Source organism: Microcoleus sp. EPA2 (assembly GCA_020882975.1).
Classification (GTDB): domain Bacteria; phylum Cyanobacteriota; class Cyanobacteriia; order Cyanobacteriales; family Microcoleaceae; genus Microcoleus.
The window spans coordinates 233843-253829 of sequence record JAHRFD010000001.1; the positions used below are offsets into that span (position 1 = coordinate 233843).

General features: G+C 45.3%; 21 protein-coding genes and 1 pseudogene. 8 read left to right on the forward strand and 14 right to left on the reverse strand.

What is annotated here, in order from left to right; genetic code table 11:
- Positions 1-90: 90 nt before the first annotated feature.
- The 4 genes from AAFP14_RS00895 to AAFP14_RS00910 form a co-directional block, all read right to left on the reverse strand.
- Positions 91-624 carry a type IV pilin-like G/H family protein gene (locus AAFP14_RS00895; RefSeq protein ID WP_341730464.1) on the reverse strand — a complete coding sequence of 178 codons (534 nt, stop codon included), beginning with the start codon at positions 622-624 and terminating at the stop codon, positions 91-93.
- 114 nt (positions 625-738) lie between these two features.
- Positions 739-2058, reverse strand: a complete 1320-nt coding sequence (locus tag AAFP14_RS00900) for a class I SAM-dependent methyltransferase (protein WP_341730465.1) — start codon at positions 2056-2058, stop codon at positions 739-741.
- A 360-nt stretch (positions 2059-2418) separates the two neighbouring features.
- The gene (locus AAFP14_RS00905; RefSeq protein ID WP_341730466.1) at positions 2419-3531 is read right to left on the reverse strand and encodes a flagellar assembly protein H; all 1113 of its coding nucleotides are present in this window, start codon (positions 3529-3531) and stop codon (positions 2419-2421) included.
- Between the two features lie 223 nt (positions 3532-3754).
- Positions 3755-3913: a hypothetical protein gene (locus AAFP14_RS00910; RefSeq protein ID WP_341730467.1), complete on the reverse strand. Its 159-nt coding sequence runs from the start codon at positions 3911-3913 to the stop codon at positions 3755-3757.
- Positions 3914-4410: 497 nt separating this feature from the next.
- On the opposite strand from AAFP14_RS00910, the gene AAFP14_RS00915 reads away from it, so the two are divergent.
- The 3 genes from AAFP14_RS00915 to AAFP14_RS00925 all read left to right on the forward strand — a co-directional run bounded on the left by AAFP14_RS00915 (position 4411) and on the right by AAFP14_RS00925 (position 7376).
- Positions 4411-4800, forward strand: coding sequence for a transposase (locus AAFP14_RS00915; RefSeq protein WP_341730468.1), 390 nt, complete (start codon positions 4411-4413; stop codon positions 4798-4800).
- A 127-nt stretch (positions 4801-4927) separates the two neighbouring features.
- Entirely contained in the window at positions 4928-6100 is a 1173-nt protein-coding gene (locus AAFP14_RS00920) for an AI-2E family transporter (RefSeq protein ID WP_341730469.1), read from the forward strand.
- Between the two features lie 100 nt (positions 6101-6200).
- Complete coding sequence (locus AAFP14_RS00925) at positions 6201-7376, forward strand: homocysteine biosynthesis protein (RefSeq protein ID WP_341730470.1); 1176 nt, start codon at positions 6201-6203, stop codon at positions 7374-7376.
- A 38-nt stretch (positions 7377-7414) separates the two neighbouring features.
- Here AAFP14_RS00925 and AAFP14_RS00930 read toward each other — a convergent pair whose 3' ends face one another.
- A complete protein-coding gene (locus tag AAFP14_RS00930; protein ID WP_341730471.1) occupies positions 7415-8659 on the reverse strand; it encodes a hypothetical protein in 1245 nt (414 codons plus the stop codon).
- 574 nt (positions 8660-9233) lie between these two features.
- Between AAFP14_RS00930 and AAFP14_RS00935 the strand changes: the two genes are divergently transcribed.
- Both AAFP14_RS00935 and AAFP14_RS00940 read left to right on the forward strand, forming a co-directional pair.
- Positions 9234-10166, forward strand: coding sequence for a tetratricopeptide repeat protein (locus AAFP14_RS00935; RefSeq protein ID WP_341730472.1), 933 nt, complete (start codon positions 9234-9236; stop codon positions 10164-10166).
- A gap of 208 nt (positions 10167-10374) precedes the next feature.
- Positions 10375-11265, forward strand: a complete 891-nt coding sequence (locus AAFP14_RS00940) for a Uma2 family endonuclease (protein WP_341730473.1) — start codon at positions 10375-10377, stop codon at positions 11263-11265.
- A 36-nt stretch (positions 11266-11301) separates the two neighbouring features.
- Here AAFP14_RS00940 and AAFP14_RS00945 read toward each other — a convergent pair whose 3' ends face one another.
- The 3 genes from AAFP14_RS00945 to AAFP14_RS00955 all read right to left on the reverse strand — a co-directional run bounded on the left by AAFP14_RS00945 (position 11302) and on the right by AAFP14_RS00955 (position 12195).
- Positions 11302-11583 carry a type II toxin-antitoxin system RelE/ParE family toxin gene (locus tag AAFP14_RS00945; RefSeq protein ID WP_341730474.1) on the reverse strand — a complete coding sequence of 94 codons (282 nt, stop codon included), beginning with the start codon at positions 11581-11583 and terminating at the stop codon, positions 11302-11304.
- Entirely contained in the window at positions 11583-11807 is a 225-nt protein-coding gene (locus AAFP14_RS00950; protein ID WP_096831014.1) for a hypothetical protein, read from the reverse strand. The genes AAFP14_RS00945 and AAFP14_RS00950 overlap by 1 nt, the downstream gene beginning before the upstream one ends.
- A gap of 265 nt (positions 11808-12072) precedes the next feature.
- Complete coding sequence (locus tag AAFP14_RS00955; RefSeq protein WP_333292937.1) at positions 12073-12195, reverse strand: hypothetical protein; 123 nt, start codon at positions 12193-12195, stop codon at positions 12073-12075.
- 52 nt (positions 12196-12247) lie between these two features.
- Here AAFP14_RS00955 and AAFP14_RS00960 point away from each other — a divergent pair.
- Positions 12248-12355: pseudogene (locus AAFP14_RS00960) on the forward strand (Uma2 family endonuclease); the annotation flags it as partial.
- Positions 12356-12422: 67 nt separating this feature from the next.
- Here AAFP14_RS00960 and AAFP14_RS00965 read toward each other — a convergent pair.
- From AAFP14_RS00965 to AAFP14_RS00985, 5 genes are all read right to left on the reverse strand, one after another.
- Positions 12423-12743, reverse strand: a complete 321-nt coding sequence (locus tag AAFP14_RS00965) for a helix-turn-helix transcriptional regulator (RefSeq protein WP_333050854.1) — start codon at positions 12741-12743, stop codon at positions 12423-12425.
- Positions 12744-12862: 119 nt separating this feature from the next.
- Positions 12863-13087, reverse strand: coding sequence for a type II toxin-antitoxin system RelE/ParE family toxin (locus AAFP14_RS00970; RefSeq protein ID WP_341730475.1), 225 nt, complete (start codon positions 13085-13087; stop codon positions 12863-12865).
- 475 nt (positions 13088-13562) lie between these two features.
- Positions 13563-15290, reverse strand: coding sequence for a succinate dehydrogenase/fumarate reductase flavoprotein subunit (locus AAFP14_RS00975; RefSeq protein ID WP_341730743.1), 1728 nt, complete (start codon positions 15288-15290; stop codon positions 13563-13565).
- A 131-nt stretch (positions 15291-15421) separates the two neighbouring features.
- Positions 15422-15736: a hypothetical protein gene (locus AAFP14_RS00980; protein WP_341730476.1), complete on the reverse strand. Its 315-nt coding sequence runs from the start codon at positions 15734-15736 to the stop codon at positions 15422-15424.
- A 72-nt stretch (positions 15737-15808) separates the two neighbouring features.
- On the reverse strand, positions 15809-17035 hold the full coding sequence (locus AAFP14_RS00985; protein ID WP_341730477.1) for an RNA-guided endonuclease InsQ/TnpB family protein: 1227 nt from the start codon (positions 17033-17035) through the stop codon (positions 15809-15811).
- Between the two features lie 400 nt (positions 17036-17435).
- Here AAFP14_RS00985 and AAFP14_RS00990 point away from each other — a divergent pair, with 400 nt between their 5' ends.
- Positions 17436-18155 (forward strand): lysophospholipid acyltransferase family protein, encoded by a 720-nt coding sequence (locus AAFP14_RS00990; RefSeq protein ID WP_341730744.1) that lies wholly within the window; start codon positions 17436-17438, stop codon positions 18153-18155.
- Between the two features lie 195 nt (positions 18156-18350).
- On the forward strand, positions 18351-19154 hold the full coding sequence (locus AAFP14_RS00995; RefSeq protein WP_341730478.1) for an alpha/beta fold hydrolase: 804 nt from the start codon (positions 18351-18353) through the stop codon (positions 19152-19154).
- Positions 19155-19317: 163 nt separating this feature from the next.
- On the opposite strand, the gene AAFP14_RS01000 is transcribed toward AAFP14_RS00995, so the two are convergent.
- On the reverse strand, positions 19318-19857 hold the full coding sequence (locus AAFP14_RS01000) for a DUF2996 domain-containing protein (protein ID WP_341730479.1): 540 nt from the start codon (positions 19855-19857) through the stop codon (positions 19318-19320).
- Positions 19858-19987 lie beyond the last annotated feature (130 nt).

A 19987-nucleotide genomic window follows, 5' to 3' on the forward strand; every position in this document is an offset into this window, starting at 1 on the left:
GAATTTTTATTAAAATTTTAAAGCGGGTAGCGTTATCTGCTACCCGCTGATGACGGACTATTAACAAGCAGAAGTAATAAAACTCAGAAACTACTTGGTAACAGGTTCCGTGAGGACTGTCAGCGCGGCACAGTCAGTAGTACCTGATGTCATATCAGTTACAGCACCTGTACTTGTACCTCCTTCTTGGCAGATGATGCTGGTAGTTGTTTTTGCTTCTCCAGCTACTATTAAAGCCACACTTCCCCCATATCCTTTGAGAGAGCCAACCTTTGGTTGAGCGTTAACAACTCCTCCAGAGCCCGTCTCACCTTTGCTCAAGTCATATGTGTAGTTAGTGGTTGAAGTTTTGATACCAAGACCCAATTGAGTACCAGTGTTATCGATCGAAAATTTGCTATTCTCAGCGTAAAAAGCCTGCTGACCCTTGTTCATTGAACTGACATACTGCTTGGCTTCAGATTGCTTGGCCTTGTTTGCTTGGTTGAGGAACGCGGGCAAAGCTATAGCAGACAAAATACCGATGATGATGATCACAACCAGCAGTTCAATCAGGGTAAAACCTTGATCCTGTCTTCTTTTGTTGATGTGTTGCAGGAACTTGGCTTTAAATTCAGTCTTCATAAGTCTTTTCTCCTTGAGGGGTGGGATGCTCGATTTCTAACTCTTATATGTAACTTACCCAGTTATCGGCGCTTTAATATCACCCCTGAGCAATTTTTTTCTCAACTCTTGGCTCTAAGGTTCCAAAAGCACATACAGAAAGACTTCCAGCCTAATCAACAGTTCCTTGACTTCCTCAAAGGCAGTCCGCTGACTAGCAGGCTCTAGGTTAACACCGATCTGGGAGCGGATTTGGAACCACTGATTCACCAGGGATACCACAGACTGTGGCCCCTCCCACAGAGGTAGCAAACAAGCCGCGATCGCACTCTCGATCGCCACTGGTGCCAAAGTCGCCACAATAATATAACGACTAATCTCAAACGGAGTCTGACTGTCAATACAATTAGTCAAGTCTTCCCTCGCCTGGGAAGTCCTCAGTTGAGGGTGCAGGTGTACCCGCGCTTCCCGCCACTGGGCCTCCGTCCATTCCGCCACCGGCACAAAATCCTGAGTTCGATCGGGATTGCCACACCAAAAATCAAACAGCCGGTGTAGGGGATGAAACAGTTCAAATAAATGCAGCCGCTCTTCCAGAGAAGCTTCTGGCAGACTCATCGCCAAAAACGTCGGCAAATCATCTGGATCTTTGAACACATCCATCAAATCCCATTGGTGCCACGCCACCATACTAATAAACTCTAGATCAGCACCTCTCAAAAGTGCAAATAGTTCAGGCACGCTACAGCCTTTGTCACCCACTAATAAATAGTTTGCCAGAATCCATCCATCATCCTTCCCGAGATCGGAATTCCAAGTAACTGCTTTGAGCCATATTCCATCTTGCAGCGATTCCATAGTCTCCCGGACTATTGCTATCTCCAAATCTCCAGGGATTTCATTCATTAATCCCATTATTTTGAAAGCAGCTTGAGCGCGAAACATTCCCGCTCTACCAATCGAACTGTGCAGGTTTGTGCGGATGATGCCATCGGGAGCCAGAACTGACTTCATCGCTTGCAATCCAGCAATAGGATCGGGTAATAGATACAGAACTTCGTCAGCATTGATATAGTCAAACTGTAACCCTAAAGTTGGCAACTCTTCTATTTTCAAAGCATAAAACTCTGCATTAGCAACCCCATGATACTGTAAACGTTGCTCAGCTAGTTTCACAGATTCTTCTGATAAATCGATACCTACTATTTTCGATCCCGGATTGGCAAGAGCTAAAACCAAGGATTTATAACCAGTGCCGCATCCGGCATCAAGGATAACTTTACCGGAAGTATTGATGACTTTTCTATTTCTGAAGTAGTAAGCAGTTACCAGATTATGAAGGTAAAGCAATTCACTGTTGTCTTTAGGAGATTCTTCCAGGGGGATTCTGGGATAAGGAGTATTGTCAAATTGCTGGCGAATGTTTTCTATTAACTCTAAATTTTCGCGATCCATGTTCAATTACGCTCAACGCTGGCAAATTATCTTAGTATCTCAGAAAATATGCGATGTTCCCCCAAGTCGCAACATACAGCAGATTCCAGGTTTATGAAGTACACTGTGCGATCATTCTCAACTTAAGCCGTCAGCCCGCCAAGTCTGCCAGGGTTGCCCGCCAGTCCGCCAGGGAATGAATTCCCTGTCTAATAGCTAAAGTCCTCTGAAGAGGACTGAAGAACTCATGAGTCCTCTTCAGAGGACTTTCGCTTTGAGGCAGGGGTTTCAACCCTTGCCGGACTATGGGTTGTACCTTAAGTTGACACGCTTTGGGCACGGTGCGGTGTCCCTATTGCCATTATCACTACTTCAAAAACTCTATAATAACCTTGCCCTCAATTCATCAGCAGATAACTGTGGCATTTCTTCTACCAACACTGTCAATTCGGTCACTGATAATTCTACTAAATTTCTCACTGCCGTAGCGAGAATATCTGCTGATTCATTTAAGTACCTTTTCAATACATATTCCGCCAACAATTTAACCGCTTGTTCCTGTCCTGATTCATCGACACTCAGCATTGATATCGCCAGCAACATCCGAGTAAATTCCGTCGCCGACAACTTGGATAGAGGCGTTAAAAACACGCTCATTTTGGGACTTAATTCTCCGAATTTTCCTGGCAGAAAATCTGATAAAATTAAGCGTTGCTGTTCTTGTCTGCCTCGTTCTAGCCCTCGTTCTAGCCCTCGTTCTAGCCCTTCTTCCCTAGCTTGTTGCTGTGCTGCTTGTATTTGTTGTTGAAAAAGTGGTGTAATGGCCATAATTAACTCCCGCTCTTCTGGTTCTAATTGCTGTGGGGTATCGGTTACTAAATTTGACTGCAACCTATATAATAACTCTAAGGCAGTCATCCGCAGCGGATCGTCCGTTGCTAAAGAACTCAATTGAGAAATAGCCCTTTGCTGCACTTTCCCTTTCCCCAAAATCCTCAACCACAGGGTTTCTGGTGTTTCTGGTAATTGGTGAATCACCACAATTGCCCCTCGCCAGTGCTCTGGGAAAAAATAGATGCCCTCCAACCAATTAGATGGGTCTGGTGTTCCACCAAAACCCGAAACTAATGATTTTGAGGCTGTAGGTGTTAAAATCCACAGGAAGGGTAGCTTAGTATCATCATAGCGAGTATTTTCTCTTCTTGCCTGTCGCTCTAATTCTCTTCGTAAATCGAATAACTTACTGGTACAATTCCAGACATCGCCCAGAGCTATGGGATTGCGAAACGGTTCAAATATTGCAGTTGTGTTTGCCATTTTTCCCAACAATCCTAGATTTTCTGTATATTCTGGGATGGGAGTGCCGGGAGTGAAATAGACATCAATTTCTCGGACTTCCGAAGTCACATCGCGACCAATATTGACTTTCCCGATGGGAGAGAGCATTTCTTCCAGGTATTCTTTGGCAAAGCGATCGTGAATGAATCGCGTCATGGAATTTATGATGGATTTTTATCACTGCATTTTATCATCATTTAATTGCTGTGCGATCGCCCTAACCAGACATCCCCCTCCTAAACTCTTTCATCGCTTCCACACTCGAAGCCATCAGCAAGCAGCGACACAGTAAATTAATATCTAAATTGTTATTATCACATTCAATCAAAACAGTCTAAATTCAACTCCACGCCCAGGGTACAAACTTGCAATAATAGTCTCAATCCGTAATTATAGAACCAACCACCACCTCCATGAACACCAACATCAGCCCGATCCTCAAAGTATTTACCCTCTCCGCCGCCCTTTCCCTCGCCATCAAGTACGCAGGGCCTAGCTTATCCATACCCTCCACCGATTCCAACGCTCTCATTGCCATCCTTTCCCCAAGCCTGATTGTAGCTGCTATCTTGGGGTGGCGGGCATGGCAACAGCAATAGCAAGGCGAGCTAGAGTGCGATCTAAACTTGGTCTAAAAACTACCGATGCGCCAGAAATCGGGATATAGCAATCCTAAATCATTTGTGAACTTCTTACTCCCTCCCCTTGCTAAGGGGAGGGTTGGGGCGGGGTAAAAAATTTACGACTCATTTAGGATTGCTATATAAGCCTGATATTATTGTACTCCACGAATAAACCATGGGAAACCAGCCACGCTGGGAAAAATTATCAATGATTACAATGGGTTCATAAGTCCCCTTAATCGTCGAGGTAACTAGCACTAATTCGGAGGATAATTATGCCCTGAAACTAGAAGCATAGGAATCCATGGGTATTCAGGAATAAGGGATTATAGACTATAAATCCAGAGAGATAGAAGGAACCGTTAAAATTTTAACCATTAAACGCACCCCGTTGGGTGAATTGTTTTTGGTTTTGGTTGTTGACGACGTTAGCCCAGAAGTTGAAGTTAAGACGGGTAGAATCGCTGGTTTTGACTTTGGGTTAAAGACTTTCCTCACCTGCTCAGACGGTACAATAATTGAGTCTCCCCAATTTTTTAAACAATCCCTAAACGCTATTAAAAAAGCTAGTAAACAGCATTCTAAAAAGCTAAAAGGCTCATCAAACAGAGAAAGAGCTAGAAAGAATCTAGTACGCAAGCATGAGGATATCTCTAATCGTCGGCATGATTGGTTCTGGAAGTTAGCCCATGAGCTAACTGATAAGTTCGATCACGCCGGGGAGTATGTCAACATAATTCAATCTGACACCAAAACAGTTGTTCGTCAAAGGTCAATGAGGAGTCTGCTTCTTCTGGTGTGAGAGTAGGGGTATTTTTTAAAGATAGGATTAAAGTGCGATCGCCCGCATCTAAGATATCTTGGAGAGAGTAGATTTCCCAAACCTCTCAAGTCCCACACTAAATCTTGATTCCCCAATCTCAAACCAAATGAAGCTAGGACAATGGATGGGCTTATTAGCCCTGATCGCATCTTGTTACATACTTTGGCAAATCAGGCAAGCCTTACTGCTGCTATTTGCCGCAGTCGTCTTAGCCACAGCCTTAAATAGGCTAGCACGGTACTTACAGAAATTCCGGCTCAAAAGATCGATCGCAGTCTTACTTTCAATTACCTTCCTAGTCCTGATATTCCTAGGCTTATTTCTAATTATTGTACCACCCTTTACTCAACAGTTTCAACAACTGACCCAAAGAGCGCCTCAAGGAATAGTCAAATTAAATGAGTGGATCGATCAGATTGAAACTCGCTTTTCTGGACAATTTGGTCAGCGGCTGCCCAATCTTGATGTTAACGACATCATGCAACAACTACAACCTTTATTCAACCAACTCGTTGGCGGTGCAGGAGCTTTTGTCGGGAACACATTAGGAGTTATTCTCAGTTTTTTGCTGGTCATAGTTTTGACGTTAATGACATTAGCAGAACCTCTCTCTTATCGGAAAGCATTTATCCAACTATTTCCTTCTTTTTATCGGCGTAGAGTCGATGGCATCTTAGATGAATGCGAAATAGCTCTGGGTCGATGGGCGATCGGTGCTTTAATTAGCATGAGCGTCATCACCCTTCTGAGCTTAATTGGTTTATCAGTATTAAAAGTTCCCTTAGCCCTAGCTCACGCTGTAGTAGCGGGTTTACTGAACTTAATACCAAATATGGGGCCTGGTTTGAGCGTGATTCCTCCCATGACGATCGCACTTTTAGACTCTCCCTTAAAATCCGGTTTAGTCCTACTCCTGTACTTTCTAATTCAACAATTTGAAAGTAACCTCCTCACCCCTTACGTTATGGCACAACAAGTATCGCTGCTGCCCGCTGTCACCTTAATAGCTCAAGTATTTTTCGCTACATTCTTTGGATTTTTAGGACTATTGCTTGCCCTTCCCCTCACCGTTGTCGCTCAAGTTTGGATTAGAGAAGTCTTAATTAAAGATATTCTCAACCAGTGGCACACAAGTCCCACCAAGCTAGCAGCGATTAATTCTGCTATTGAGGAGGAATACCAAGCTATAGGAGTAGTACATAGTCAATCAGAAAGTCTGCCAGAACAAAAAACAGACATCCCAAACAATACAGATGATAATGGTGAACCCAAAAAGTAGATTGTTTCTGATTGCCAATAATAGCATCTGCCACCTAGTCCCAAATAGTCGGTAATCCAGTATTCAGGCAATCTATCAATCTCAAATCTCAAATAATAATATGGGAACGATCGACGAAATCAACGATAAAATCACTCAAGGCAAAGCCACAGTCTGGACAATCGAAGAACTCAAAAACCGAGTCCAAGAAACCAGCATTACCCAAGCGGCGAAAGAAGTCGATGTCATCACCACAGGCACCTTCGAGCCAATGGAATCATCAGGGGCAATTATCAACCTCGGCCACACAGATCCCCCCATAAAAATCCGCCAGTGCTGGCTAGACGGCGTTCTAGCCTACTCCGGCTTTGGTGCAGTAGACCTGTACCTAGGAGCCACCCAAGTAGCCGAAGACGGCGAAGAATCCCGCGAAAGAGGCGGCGGACACGTCATCGAAGACCTGATTGCGGGGAAACCCGTACAATTGCGCGCCCTCGGACAAGTAACAGACTGCTACCCCCGCACCTCCTTTGAAACCACAATTACCCGCGATACCATCAACCAGTTTTATTTATTCAATCCCCGGAACGTATATCAAAACTTTATTGTTGGTGTCAATGGGGGCGATCGACCACTATTCACCTACCTAGGGCCCCTACAAGCAAACCTAGGCAACGCCGTCTATTCCAGCCTAGGAGCCATGTCCCCCCTGCTGAACGACCCCGACCTCGAAACCATCGGCATTGGCACGCGCATCTTCCTAGGAGGCGCTCAGGGCTACATCACCTGGGAAGGCACCCAGCACTTCCCCCTGCAAAAACGGCAGGCCAATCGTACCCCCATCGGACCGGCCGCCACCCTAGCACTTATCGGCGATGCAAAACAGATGAACTCAAAATGGGTACGCGGGTGCTACTTCAAAAACTACGGCCCATCAATCATGCTGGGAATCGGCATCCCATTTCCTGTCCTCAACGAAACCGTCGTTGCCCACTGTGCAGTATCAGACAAAAAAATAGTAGCGCCGGTGGTAGATTTCTCAATCCCCCGGCGCGTGCGTCCCACCTTCGGTTTAGTTAGCTATGCCCAATTAAAAACAGGTCGCATTCTGATAGAGGGTAAACCCGTGCGAACAGCCCCCCTAGCAAGTATGTTTCTGTCCCGACAAGTAGCTTTGGAATTGAAACAGCAAATTGAAACTGGTCAATTTACTCTCACCGCACCAGTTGCTCCTCTGCCAGCAGACAGAGTATTTCTGCCACAGGATGTGTGGGGGGCGCAAGTTAGATTGGAATAGACCAGTTCTGGATACAGAAACTAAATTTTGGGGAGGCATCACTCCTCCACAGGCTTAGGTTTCTTCACAGGCTTAGGAAGAGGTTCCTTACGAGCAGGGGGCGCGGAGGCGGCTGAGGGCTTGATATTTGGACGCCCTACAGGAGCGCCATCACCACTGGGTCTAGGAGTATATGGACGTTTATTTCCGCCTCCTCGGAAGCCGGGGGGTTTTTCGCCAGGGGGGAATTTCCGCTTTTTGATCGGCAGTGCCCCAATATTATTAGCCTGCTGAATTATGAGATTGTCAGCCTGTAACTTGACATGGAAATCCCAAAAAAACCCGATCGCCTTTGTGGCTAAATCCCCCTGAAGTTTCAACTTAAAAAACTTCATCTTGTCGTCATTCTTGCGGGGAGCTTGCTTAATTTTGACGATGACATACTTTTCTCGATCGTGAGATTGATAGATAACCTCACCTCTAATCGAAAAATAGCCATCTTCAACATTAGGTTCAGACTCTGGGAGAGAGGGGATAGAGGATGTTAAACTGCTCTCAATTTCCCCGGAAACTGGACTTTCCTCATCTGAGGAAATTTCCGAAGGTTTTTTGAGCGTTTCAGGTTCCCAGACTCCCATAATCTGGGCGTGTAAGTTACCATCTTCTTGCCTGGTGCGGGGATAGACCACCCACAGGTGTTCTTGTTCCAAGTCCAAGTGATTTTTGACTAAACTCATGACTCTACCGAGCAAAACCGCGTCTATGGCAGTTCCGTCAGCAGCGATGAGCATACCCCGCGTGAAATGTTCTTCAGATTGGGTGTAGCGGCCCCGGACCAAACCAACAGCTCGGTACTGTCTAGGTTCACTGGGGGGGGGAATCGGATGTTGGCGCATCACTGCGGGTATGTCATCGGTGGCTGGACTCTCCTGCTCAGCAGAGTCTGATGTGACGGTGGGCGATACAGAGACTGCTGGAGTATCGCTGGTAGATGGAGATGGGGGTGCTGGCTCTGAGAGTGCGGGAGCATCCCTAGGTGGATCTTGTGGCTTTGCTTCCTCCTTGGGGGGAGAAGTGTAGCGTGGTCGTTGCAGGGTGTCCTTGGATGCTGGGGCATCTGTTGCCATTGGCGGTTGATTTTGGTCAACCGGTGCTGCCAACAGCTCTGGCTGTGGACTTTCCTCTGGTGTCTCAGGAACTGAAACTGTATCTTTGGGCGGATTGACGGCCAGTTCGCGAGGCTGAGCCTTGCGAGTTGAAGTAGATTTGGGCGATTTGGAAGAGCGGTTTGGAGAGGGGTTCATAAAAACTCCTTGCAGCGGAGACACATCCCTTGAGGGAAATTAGGAATAAACTGAAGACACTGCTTTCAAAACTACTAGCACCTGACAGGAGAGCACGGGGCTTTCATGTCAGGTTGTGACCCGTCAACTCCAACTTGCAAGGGGTAGTAGAGTGTCGAGCAGTCCGTTGGCTGCTAAAATCCTTGTTGGCAAAGACTTTAGGAGTTGCGGACCGATCGTCAATTCGATCGCCCTGTAGTTGGAGTTGCTGGCTAATAGAATTTAGGATATTCAGCTTGCCTATTTTACTTAATCCAATTACCGAACGGGCTGATCCGCCATATTTTTGGTAATTTTTAGCTCGACCAGACTAAATTGGACAGAGGGCGCAATCCTTGGGGCTGCGGGTCTGAGTGTCCAAAATTGTTTAGCTAGCATGAAGTTGTGGGTCTGTTACCATATTAGCTGCAAGCAAAAGATTGCTTTGTCACAGTTGGGCCCTAAAATTAAAAACCTGATGGACTTGGCTTAGGCAGCAGGTGATGCCTTCAATCTCGGAAAATAGTAAATTTTAAGCTCAACAAGAAGTTGAATTATGGATAAAACAAACAAGGGTCGTGGATTGATTACTGTGGTGGTGGTGCTGTCCCTCATCGCTTTTTTGGGATTTTCTCTGGTCCCACTTTTGGACAGCATTCTCAAGGGAAGCCAAGCCCAAACTAGGTCAACTCCAACGCCTACTCAGACGGCTGCAAGTGGGGAAAAGCAATCAGAGTTGCTGCAAGCTCAGGCGAGGGGTTACGAATTGGTTTTGCAGCGCGAGGCCGACAATGTAACTGCTTTGCGAGGCCTATTGCAGGTGCGGCTGGAATTGATCGGACAAGGAGTGGGGGACATTAAAGATGTAGTACCTCCTTTGGAAAAGTTGGCTAAGTTGAATCCTGAAACTACTGAATACGGGATTTTACTGGCTCAGGCTAAGGAACGCACGGGCGATCGCGAAGGTGCGGCTCAGGCATACCGGGCTATTTTGGCGGCTAAGCCGGGGGAAATTAAAGCTTTGCAGGGGTTGGTGAATTTGTTGCTAGTCCAGCAGCGGCCCGAAGCAGCGATCGGATTGCTGCAAGATACCCTCAAAGCTGCTCCGGCTGCAAATGAGGCAAAACCGGGAAGTATCGATACAACTTCGGTGCAGTTGATTTTGGGACAAGTTTATGCTGTCGGGAAGCGATTTGACGAGGCGATCGCGATTTATGACGAATCTGCCAAAGCTAATCCCAAGGATTTTCGCCCGACTCTAGGAAAGGCGATCGTATTTAAAGAACAGGGCAAAAAAGATGAAGCAAAAACCCTATTTGCTAAGGCTACAGAGTTAGCTCCTCCTAACTATAAAGACCAAATCAATCAGTTAGCTAGCGATACTCCCAAGCCTTCAGCACCCCCTGCTGCAAGTCCCCAACCAGGGACTTCATCAACTCCTGAATCGACCGCTTCACCGAGTCCTGAAGGTTCACTACCTAAGCCTTAAGGAGAGTTTTGAGTTTTGAGTGCGTGAGTTGGGAGTTCAAGAATTTAAAATTCATGCACTTACTTCCTTCTTCTTACTTCTTCCTTCGTGTCCTTCGCGTCTTCGCGGTTAAATAATTCTTCTAGTCCCAACGCACTAAAACTCGAACACTCTCTCCATCTAAAATCTCAAATCGGATTGCCAATTAGACACAACTTCGGAGGGAATTATGACCCAAAGCGTTGACCGCATTGTTCTACCTCCTGCTTTTCCAGACCACACTCAATTACCAGAGTCGGATGGTACTTTTGTGAAAAATTTTCAGGAGCATCCACAAAGTTTAATTTTAACTGATTCGATCGGACCAATTTTGCAGGAACGGCATCCCGATGGACAATATGCGATCGGTCAAGACTGCGGTATTTACTGGCGAGAAACCGAGCCACCGGAAAAAGGTGCAGAAGCTCCTGATTGGTTTTATGTTCCCAATGTACCTCCTAATATTGACGGTCAAATTCGCCGTTCCTACGTGCTGTGGCGAGAACACATAGCACCTTTAATTGCGTTGGAATTTGCTAGCGGGAACGGGGATGAAGAGCGCGATCGTACTCCTTTATCGCGCACTGATGAAGGGCTAATAACGAAACCTGGCAAGTTTTGGGTGTACGAGCGGGTAATGCGAATTCCCTATTATGGCATCTATGAAATTAACAGCGGCAGATTAGAAGTTTATCGATTGATTGATGGGTATTATCAACGGTTAGAACTAAATCAACGCGGTCATTTTCCGATCGCACCTTTAGGCGTAGAATTGGGACTTTGGCAAGGCAGTTATCAAAATCAAACTATGCTTTGGCTCCGCTGGTGGGACGAGGAAGGTAATTTGCTATTGATTGGCGATGAAAGGGCAGAATTGGAGAAATTGCGAGGGGAACAACAGCGCGAAAGAGCCGAACAAGAAAGGTTGCGAGCCGACAGTGCAGAGCAGGCACAACAAGCTGAATTTCAGGCAAGAAGGGATGCAATTCCCCGATTGTTGGGAATGGGTTTGAGTGCCGAACAAGTGGCGGAGGCGTTAAGTTTATTCGTGGAGGAAGTTACGGAGAATGCTGGAGAGTGAGACAGGGGGAGAGAATTGGGAAAAGGGCGATCGGTATTAATAGACTTCATCATGAGAACCCATTTTGAGCAATAAAATAGCTTCCTCCTCATCTTTTGGATCGGTCACAAACTCAAATAAAATCCGATAATCATAATCTATGGAACAGGACCAGATACCCGATAAATCTCCTGTCAATTTGTGAGTTCGCAAGCTGGGGTTAAAGCAGTCTTCAGACAAAAGTTCTAGCGTAGCTTCAATTAAAAGGCGAAGCTGAGGATTTTTACGAACTAACTTTTTGAAAGTACGAATAGATTTGGGAGTCCAACCAATTTTCATCAATCATCCAACTCCGCCATAAAATCGGCTACCGAACCAAATTTAACATTGCCCTCCGCATACTCTTGACGAACTTCTGCCACTTCCTTAAGTAATTCATTTCGTCGCTGTTGTCGCAGACGATTCTGAAGAATATCTAGAAGCATGGCTTGATCTTCTAATGATAAAACTTCTACAGCTTCAAGAGCTTGCTGGAATTGAGATGTCTGTGTTGTTTTGCTCATATATTATATTTAACTGTATGATACCGGATAAAAGCAGTATAACACTGCCAAGTTTGCAGTCATCCCCCAGAGTTGAATAAACAGCAAATTCAGTAGATTGTGTTTACTCTTCTGACCACGAGATAGGTTGTCCATCGTGTTGATAAGAATAATCTTCTGGCGACGGATCTCCGTCCCAAGGAGGTGCTTTTGCTTACCTCTGGTATTGGTTGCAATTTTTATTTCTGATAGTCCTGGACGCATGGAACCCAGAAACCGGGTTTTTTTACAAAAATACTTCGTTGCAGCCCGCACCCAAGGTAAAAAACCCGGTTTCTTTTGTCCGAGTGCGTCCAGGACTGTTTGAAAAACGTTCGGCTTTGACAGCTAGCAAAATATGGTTGAGCATATCTATGCTTGGCGAACCTGTAGTTGTCAATTAGTAAGGTGCGAACTGCCCAAGAAGGGATGCTATTCCCCGATTGTTGGGAATGGGTTTGAGTGTCGAACAAGTGGCGGAGGCGTTAATTTTATCTGTGGAGGAAGTTAGCCACAATTATCACGGCTGAGATAGTTTTATCGGGATAAAGTTAACTTCAAATTCTCGAAGATTCTCAAATTTCAACTGTCTGCTTCTCAGCTTTTGGAAGAAGTAATAGCAAGTGCCACATCCTCGCGAGTTGCTCCCAGCGCTAGCATTGTCCTTACCATCAAATCAAGAGAAACAGACGGATCGCCAGCTTCTATTTTAGCTACCCGTGACTGACTAGATTTAATTTTCTTAGCCAAACTTTCTTGAGAAAGATTTTGACTAAGGCGAAGCTGCTTCAAGCGTTTAATTAGAGACAGCTTCATCTCAATAAAAGCAATTTCTTCGGCTGAAAGTTCTAGAAAGTCTGCGGCATCTCCCACCCGCCAACCTGCTGCTTCTAAACGTTGACGTTTAATGGCATCCATTGTAATTATTACCTCTTTTTAAAATTATATGAATTGCACAGAGCAAGGATTGTGAATGGTGAATTGTCTCTCAATTTGTAAGGTGGGCATTGCCCACCCTAAAGGAAGTCCTGAAATAACTAGGTTTCTCCTGAGCTTTGATCGTACAATCTCAGTCGTTTTTGACTGTTTTCGATCGCGCGCTTAGGCGTTTTCTGGGTAGTTTTTTGAAACACCTCTGCAATGACAATAGCATCTGAGTCAATCCGGTAAATAATTCGCCACTGTTTACCGGCTTCACTATCATCGATCCGCAATTCGTGGCAGTGAGGGCTGATGCTTGGCATAGGCCGAGAGACAGGCATGGCTAAAATTTATCCATTTTGTAACATCCTTAATAAAATCCCTGCCTCAATTCGCGCTGAGGCGGAAAAAGGGGGAGTTTTTACGGAGCCTCTGATGAGCCAAACAACATCTTTGTTCTCGCCTTGGGATTCCATAAATTAAGTAGTCTAGTCATAAAGTTTACAAATATGTCGTATCTGACATAATTATAGCGCAAGATAACTAAAAGTGGTAGAAGAGACTAAAGATTGCCGAATTGCCTCTCAATTGGTAAGGTACGCATTGCCAGCCAGCCCAGTCAAGGTGCGATCCTCTTCGAGGGCTGCGCTAACAACTGATTTGCGTCATTCTAGGCGGTGGCGATCGGCAATAAACCTGGTTTATTACCGATCGCCTTTTAAAAGAATCAGATTTAACGATCGCCCGCTACGCAATTTCAAGCGTTTGAGGGATTTCTTCACCACCTTAATAGGGCTGGCATTGCCCACCTATAAATTAATACTTCCTCTCCTGCGGCTCAAACATCGTAATCGCCACCGGCATATAAGCCAAATCGATGCCAGCCGGCGAATAATAGGCCAGCGTATGCTTCAAGAAATTGCCGTCATCCCGCTGCGGAAAATCTTCCCGCGAATGAGCGCCCCGACTTTCCTGCCGCTTCAGAGCAGAAGTTAAAATCATTCTCCCCACAATAATCAAACTTCGCAACTCCAAAGCTTCCACAATTTCCGTATTCCACAACTTGCCTTTATCGTCCAAGTAAACCTCCTGATATTGTCGCTCCAATTCCTCCAATTTTGTCAAACCTTCCTGCATCAATTCGGCGCTACGAAATACGCCGCAATACTCAGTCATCGTATCTTGATACTGTTGCCGAATTTGATTGATGCGGTATTTGCCTGGACGCTCTACAAGTGCTTGAATTTGCTCTTTTGCTTCCTTGATATATAACTGTTCGTTTACAGATGGAAGCTTGCGATTTTGGACGAATTGTGCTATGGTTGCGCCAGTAACTTTGCCGTAAACTACGCATTCCAACAGCGAGTTACTGCCCAAACGATTTGCGCCGTGAACTGACACGCAAGCTGCTTCTCCGGCTGCAAAGAAACCGTCTACCAAACCATCAACACTACTGCGAACTTGTCCTCTAACATTAGTAGGAATTCCCCCCATTGAATAGTGGACTGTCGGACGCACTGGCATCGGCTGATTTACGGCATCAATTCCTAACAAACGGTGGGCTTCTTCCCAAGCAAAAGGAATTTTGCTCATGATTTTTTCCCGTCCCATGTGCCGCAAATCCATGTAAATAAATGGGCCGCCAGCACTACCGTCTACATTGATTCCTCGGCCTGCACGAATTTCTAAGGAGATGGCCCTAGATGTAATATCTCTAGGCGCTAATTCCATCCGCGAGGGGGCATAGTTCGCCATAAAGCGTTCCCCTTCGGAATTAATCAAATAAGCCCCTTCGCCCCGCACAGCCTCGGAAATCAACACTCCCACGGGATACAAACCAGTCGGGTGAAACTGCACGAATTCCATATCTTCCAACGGCAATCCCGCCATAGCAGTCATTGCCAAACCGTCTCCAGTCGAGGCGTAATCGTTCGAGGTCGTGTTGTAAACCCGACCATAACCCCCCGTAGCGAACATCACTGCCTTAGCGCGCACAACCTCGATTTGACCGTCTACAAGGCGATACATAACTACGCCCTTGGCTTGGCCTTCTTCCAAAATCAGGCGGGTGACGTACCATTCCTGATAGATGTGAACTCCGTAGCGGCGGAGATTGTTGACTAATTCGTGGAGGATGGCGTGACCGGTTTTGTCGGCGGCGTAGCAGGTGCGGTTGTGGGAATGTCCGCCAAAAGCGCGCTGGGCTATTCTGCCATCTGGGAGGCGAGAGAATAGGACTCCCATGTGTTCTAAATCGATGACTACACCGGGGGCTTCGCGGGTGAGAATTTCGACGGCATCTTGGTCGGCTAAATAGTCTGAACCTTTTACGGTGTCAAAAGCGTGGGCTTTCCAACTGTCTTCGGTATCGACATTTTGCAGGCTGGATGCCATACCGCCTTGGGCTGCGACGGAGTGCGATCGAATCGGGTGAGTTTTGGCAACTACAGCTACCTTTAAACTGGGGTCAGTGCGGGCTATTTCCACCGCGGCGCGGCAACCTGCTAAACCGCCGCCCACAATGATTACGTCGTGTTCTAGCATTTTTTGAGTAGTGTTGAGTGTTCTGCTGTATGTATAATTTTGATGCACAAAAAAAATCCTCACGCAAAGGTAAGGAAGTTTTTAACTTTTGATTTTTAATTTGATGGATAATTAAAAATCTCTGAGAGGGATTAACCCACTGCTGGGGTAGGTTTTTGACCTGGTAAATTGGCGCTAGCGGGTGGTATCGATTCGGTAGCTGGTTCTACGGCTGTGACTTCGATGTGATTTAGCAAAGTAGTCACAAACGCAAACAGTAGGAAGGGTAGAGACAGGACTAAGATCAATCCGACGGTGGCTAAGGCGTAGATTTGACGGGCGCTACTCCACAAGGCGAGGGCGGAGGCTAGGCTTAGAAAGATCACAATCAGCCAAATAATGATTTGACCGTAAATGTCGCCGAAGGTCAGCGTGCATCTGAGGCGATAGTTATGGAAGTTATTCATTTTGGGCCTGGCGAGGTTGCTATTAGGACTTGCGCGAAAATACTTGAAATTTCTTAGTCTAGTTAGCGTGAACTACCCGCCGTCAAGGGTCGTACCGGTATGACGGAGGCTTCTCCCTTCAACGACCACAGCCACCACAGTAGTAGATTTGCGTCCATACTGTTTTGGTCTTACATAGCCTTCAGGAGCAATAACGCTGGTTCCCAACGTCAATAAGCGCAAGCCTTCATTTTTGATATTTATCGCGGCATTAATGTCTCTATCGTGCCGATTGCCACAGTGTGGACAGTCAAATTCTCGTACAGATAAATCCATTTTTGGCAGTGGCTTCAAAGTATTTGAGCAAAGATGAGTTGATGCAAAAAATCTACCTATTTCTAGATAAACTTTCCCCACCATTTCTGCTTTATATTTAAGCATAGTACAAAATATTCCCCAACCAGCATCAGATATTGATTTGGCTAGGCAATGATTTTTCACCATGTTTCTGACTGCCAGATTTTCTACTACTACGACTTGGTTTTTGTCTACTATCTTGCGCGATAGCTTGTGCAGAAAATCCTCGCGGACTCTTTTGGTTTTTGAGTGAACTTTAGCTACTGCCAGCTTGGCTTTTCGACGATTATTTGTCGTTTTATCTTTTTTGCGAGCCAGCTTTTTTTGCTTACGAGCTAAATTTTTTTCATGTTTCTTTGTAGCTTTTGGATGTTGATATTTAGAACCTTCTGATGTAACTGCAAAATCAGTTAGACCTAAATCTATGCCAATCACATTACCCTCAGAGCTAGATTCTGGGCATTCAATGCCATCATCCACAAGCATGGAAGCAAAGTATCTCCCATCAGGATTTTTGGATACAGTCACAGTTTTGACTTTACCTTCAATATCCCGATGAACTTTAGCATTGACAGTACCCAACGAACCCGGAAATTTAATCTCACAATTACTCAATACTTTGACATTTTGAGGGTATTGAATAGATTGCTTCCCTTGGCGTTTCTTGAATGTTGGATACATGGCGCGACCATCAAAGAAGTTGCCAAAGGCTACACCTAGATTCAAGACCGATTGCTGAAGACACTGAGAGTAACACTCAGATAGCCATTCATTGTCAGTTTTCCACAAGGGTATTGACTTTTTTATGGTCATGGCGGTAACGCCTTTGCCAGTCTCTTGATAGGTTGCGGTTATTATAGCCAAAGACTGATTCCAGACCCAACGCACACAACCGAAAGCCTTAGCAAGGTATGCTTGCTGGACAATAGTAGGGTAGATTCGGACTTTGACAGCTTTCAGCACAATACTTAGATTGCTTTTTTGATTAGTCTAAGTTTATCATAACAAAAAATATTAGAAAAGCCAACAATTTGCGATGCCCCCTCACGCTCGCCGAAGGGATGATCTCCTCATCCATCCGCCATCGCCTGCTAGCTTTCGCTTTTACGTCTTGTGGCTGATGGAATCGTCGATTCACGTACCTTTGATCCCACACTAATCGAAGCGATATAGTGTGGGGATTCCCGTCTGCTAAGCTAACTTGGTTTGACTGCGGTTCCAAAGATTTTTAGAGAGGTCGCAACAAGACTTTATAAATTTACGGAAAAATCTACTTTCGGACCGATCGCCAATTTCGTAAAGAAATGTTAAGTTACATGGAGATGTAATTAACTTTTAGAGGGTCGCACCTGTCTTTTTGCCTATGTCGCCCGATCGCACATTACTGATTTCACGCTCTTTCTTAGCAGGTTTGGGCACTCAGATGTTTTTGCACCAAGAGGATCGAATTCCCCAAGAAGGCCCGGTGTTGGTGGTTAGCAATCACCGCAGTTTCTTAGATCCTGTGCTGCTGACGGCGGCTTTGGGTCGATCGATCCGGTTTGCTTGCCATCATTACATGGGTCAGGTGCCGCTGGTTCGGGAATTGGTAACATCTTTCGGTGCTTTTCCCTTGGAAGCACCGCAACACCGACAGCAGCATTTTTTCGATCAGGCGACAGCCTTACTGCAAAATAGGGAGATGGTGGGGGTGTTTCCAGAGGGTGCTGAACCGATGGTGAATTTTACTCAACCGCATACTGTCGGAAAGTTTCAGCGAGGATTTGCTCATTTAGCTTTGCGAGCTCCGGTGCGGGATTTGGTGGTTTTGCCCGTGGCGATTAGTTCTTTTCAAGAAGAGTCGGTACGATCGGCTATACCCTTGAAGTTATTGAGTTGGTTCGATCCTTCAGAACCTTTGTTCGATCGAGCTGGATGGCATCCTGTGATACTTTACAGACGAGTTAATATTTTAGTCGGCCGTCCGTACTGGATTACGGTCGATCGACAACAGCAATATCGAGGGAAACAAGCCAAAGCAGTTGTTGCGGAACTTACAGAACATTGTCACGGAGAAATTGCACAATTACTCCAAGCAAGTTGACTGTTGACTGTTGTCAGATTTTAGATCAAATCAGCGAGCATCAAAATTCTTGCTCTCTCTTTTTTTGCTCTGGGTTTTATCCGTTATATAAAGGTTAAATCCTTCGACTCCAACCGGAATGATTTAACCTAAAATCTCATCTTCATTTTTCCTGCTTCCTTCGTCTATAAAATCTAAAATCAATTGACTTTAATCATGTCAAATTCTACTAACAAGCTTCGTTTCCTAACGCCAAAATCTCCGAATTCCGATCTGCCTTTATTTGTATTTCTTCCTGGTATGGATGGTAGCGGTTTGCTGCTGCGTCGGCAAATCCCTAAATTAACCAATGATTTTGACATTCGTTGCTTAGCTATACCAGCCAATGACATGGCTAGTTGGGATGTACTTGTCAGCGAAACAATCGCCTTAGTTGAAGCAGAAAAGGCAGCCGGAAATCAGAGGCCGGTTTATTTGTGTGGGGAATCATTTGGGGGGTGTTTAGCGATGAAAGTAGTTTTAGAAGCTCCTCAATTGTGCGATCGACTAATTTTAGTCAATCCAGCTTCTTCGTTTCGACAGCAACCTTGGGTACAGTGGGGTTCTTACCTGACTCAATGGCTACCGGCAAGCCTTTATCCGCTGTCGGTAGTAGGTTTATTGCCAGTCTTAGCATCCTTGGGAAAGATTGGGCGAGAGGAGCGACGAGCTTTGTTAGAAGCGATGCAAGCAGTACCTCAGAGCACTTCTGTATGGAGATTAGCTTTAGTGCGATCGTTCGATGTTGACGAAAATCAGTTGAGTGCGATCGAACAGCCGACGGTAGTAATTGCTAGTGGTAGCGATCGACTTCTGCCTTCTTTAGCAGAAGCGAAGCTTTTAGTCAAGGTAATTCCTAATGCTGAACTGGTGATGCTGGCTAACAGCGGTCATGCTTGTTTGTTAGAAACTGATGTTGACCTTCATAGAATTATGCAAACTCAGAATTTCTTAAATAGGTCATTAGTTGTCAGTCATTAATGATTGATTATCATCAACAACAATCAACAAAAATTTAGAAAGTTTAATTGTTTTGGGAAAGCTAGAAAGGAGTGAATAATTAAGAATAAATCGTTCGGAACTACCCCGCAGGGGGTAAGTTCCGATAACAATTAACAACCAGCTACCAATTAATAACCAATAACTAATTAAGATTCAGCCATTTTTGAGCATTAAGCCGCTGAACTACACCAAAAACCATTAAGTCTAGGGTGATCTTGCGCTCGTCTATCAAAAAAGGTTCAAGAGTGCTAGTTTTTGTGTTACTTTCAGCGCAAGAAAAAGCTCTTTGACTTTGAATATTTTCTTGAGGAAAATACAAGTTAAATTGGCGCTGACCTAATTGGAATTTGCCCACTACTTGCCAACAATCGCCGGCGGAACTCATGCCCGTAACGGGGATTTTTTGCTTAGCAAAACTGATATCTAAATCCTCAACGCCCTGCTTAGTTAAAGCAGTTTGCAAAGCAGGCAAATAGTCTTGTTGAATAAATTCTGCGAACGGCTTGTCTTCAACAGCAGGAGCTTTTTCCTTTTTAGCTTTAGCTGGGGGCTTATCGCCGTCAGCTTTTGCAGCAGGCTTTTTAGCCGCAGGCTGAGGCTTGTCAGTGCTGGGAGTGTTTTCAGCAGAAAGACTAGGAATTTCGGCTTCGCCTGCTGCTGGATTTGTCGGTTCTTCTGCCATTGGTGCTTCCTGTAAAAAAGTGATGAGTAGAGGAGTCAGGAGTCAGTAGTCAGTAGTTATTTGTTGGTTGTTAGTTTTAGTTGTTGTTTCTAATAACCAATAACTAATAACCGATGACTACTGACTAATG

Coding starts and splice junctions, on each gene's coding strand:
- AAFP14_RS00930 (WP_341730471.1), bottom strand. CDS start 8,659: ATGAACCCCTCTCCAAACCGCTCTTCCAAATCGCCCAAATCTACTTCA.
- AAFP14_RS01000 (WP_341730479.1), bottom strand. CDS start 19,857: ATGGCAGAAGAACCGACAAATCCAGCAGCAGGCGAAGCCGAAATTCCT.
- AAFP14_RS00895 (WP_341730464.1), bottom strand. CDS start 624: ATGAAGACTGAATTTAAAGCCAAGTTCCTGCAACACATCAACAAAAGA.
- AAFP14_RS00975 (WP_341730743.1), bottom strand. CDS start 15,290: ATGCTAGAACACGACGTAATCATTGTGGGCGGCGGTTTAGCAGGTTGC.
- AAFP14_RS00910 (WP_341730467.1), bottom strand. CDS start 3,913: ATGGCAATGAGAGCGTTGGAATCGGTGGAGGGTATGGATAAGCTAGGC.
- AAFP14_RS00980 (WP_341730476.1), bottom strand. CDS start 15,736: ATGAATAACTTCCATAACTATCGCCTCAGATGCACGCTGACCTTCGGC.
- AAFP14_RS00940 (WP_341730473.1), top strand. CDS start 10,375: ATGACCCAAAGCGTTGACCGCATTGTTCTACCTCCTGCTTTTCCAGAC.
- AAFP14_RS00900 (WP_341730465.1), bottom strand. CDS start 2,058: ATGGATCGCGAAAATTTAGAGTTAATAGAAAACATTCGCCAGCAATTT.
- AAFP14_RS00970 (WP_341730475.1), bottom strand. CDS start 13,087: ATGCCTGTCTCTCGGCCTATGCCAAGCATCAGCCCTCACTGCCACGAA.
- AAFP14_RS00965 (WP_333050854.1), bottom strand. CDS start 12,743: ATGGATGCCATTAAACGTCAACGTTTAGAAGCAGCAGGTTGGCGGGTG.
- AAFP14_RS00990 (WP_341730744.1), top strand. CDS start 17,436: ATGTCGCCCGATCGCACATTACTGATTTCACGCTCTTTCTTAGCAGGT.
- AAFP14_RS00955 (WP_333292937.1), bottom strand. CDS start 12,195: ATGCTCAACCATATTTTGCTAGCTGTCAAAGCCGAACGTTTTTCAAAC.
- AAFP14_RS00995 (WP_341730478.1), top strand. CDS start 18,351: ATGTCAAATTCTACTAACAAGCTTCGTTTCCTAACGCCAAAATCTCCG.
- AAFP14_RS00920 (WP_341730469.1), top strand. CDS start 4,928: ATGAAGCTAGGACAATGGATGGGCTTATTAGCCCTGATCGCATCTTGT.
- AAFP14_RS00945 (WP_341730474.1), bottom strand. CDS start 11,583: ATGAAAATTGGTTGGACTCCCAAATCTATTCGTACTTTCAAAAAGTTA.
- AAFP14_RS00935 (WP_341730472.1), top strand. CDS start 9,234: ATGGATAAAACAAACAAGGGTCGTGGATTGATTACTGTGGTGGTGGTG.
- AAFP14_RS00905 (WP_341730466.1), bottom strand. CDS start 3,531: ATGACGCGATTCATTCACGATCGCTTTGCCAAAGAATACCTGGAAGAA.
- AAFP14_RS00925 (WP_341730470.1), top strand. CDS start 6,201: ATGGGAACGATCGACGAAATCAACGATAAAATCACTCAAGGCAAAGCC.
- AAFP14_RS00950 (WP_096831014.1), bottom strand. CDS start 11,807: ATGAGCAAAACAACACAGACATCTCAATTCCAGCAAGCTCTTGAAGCT.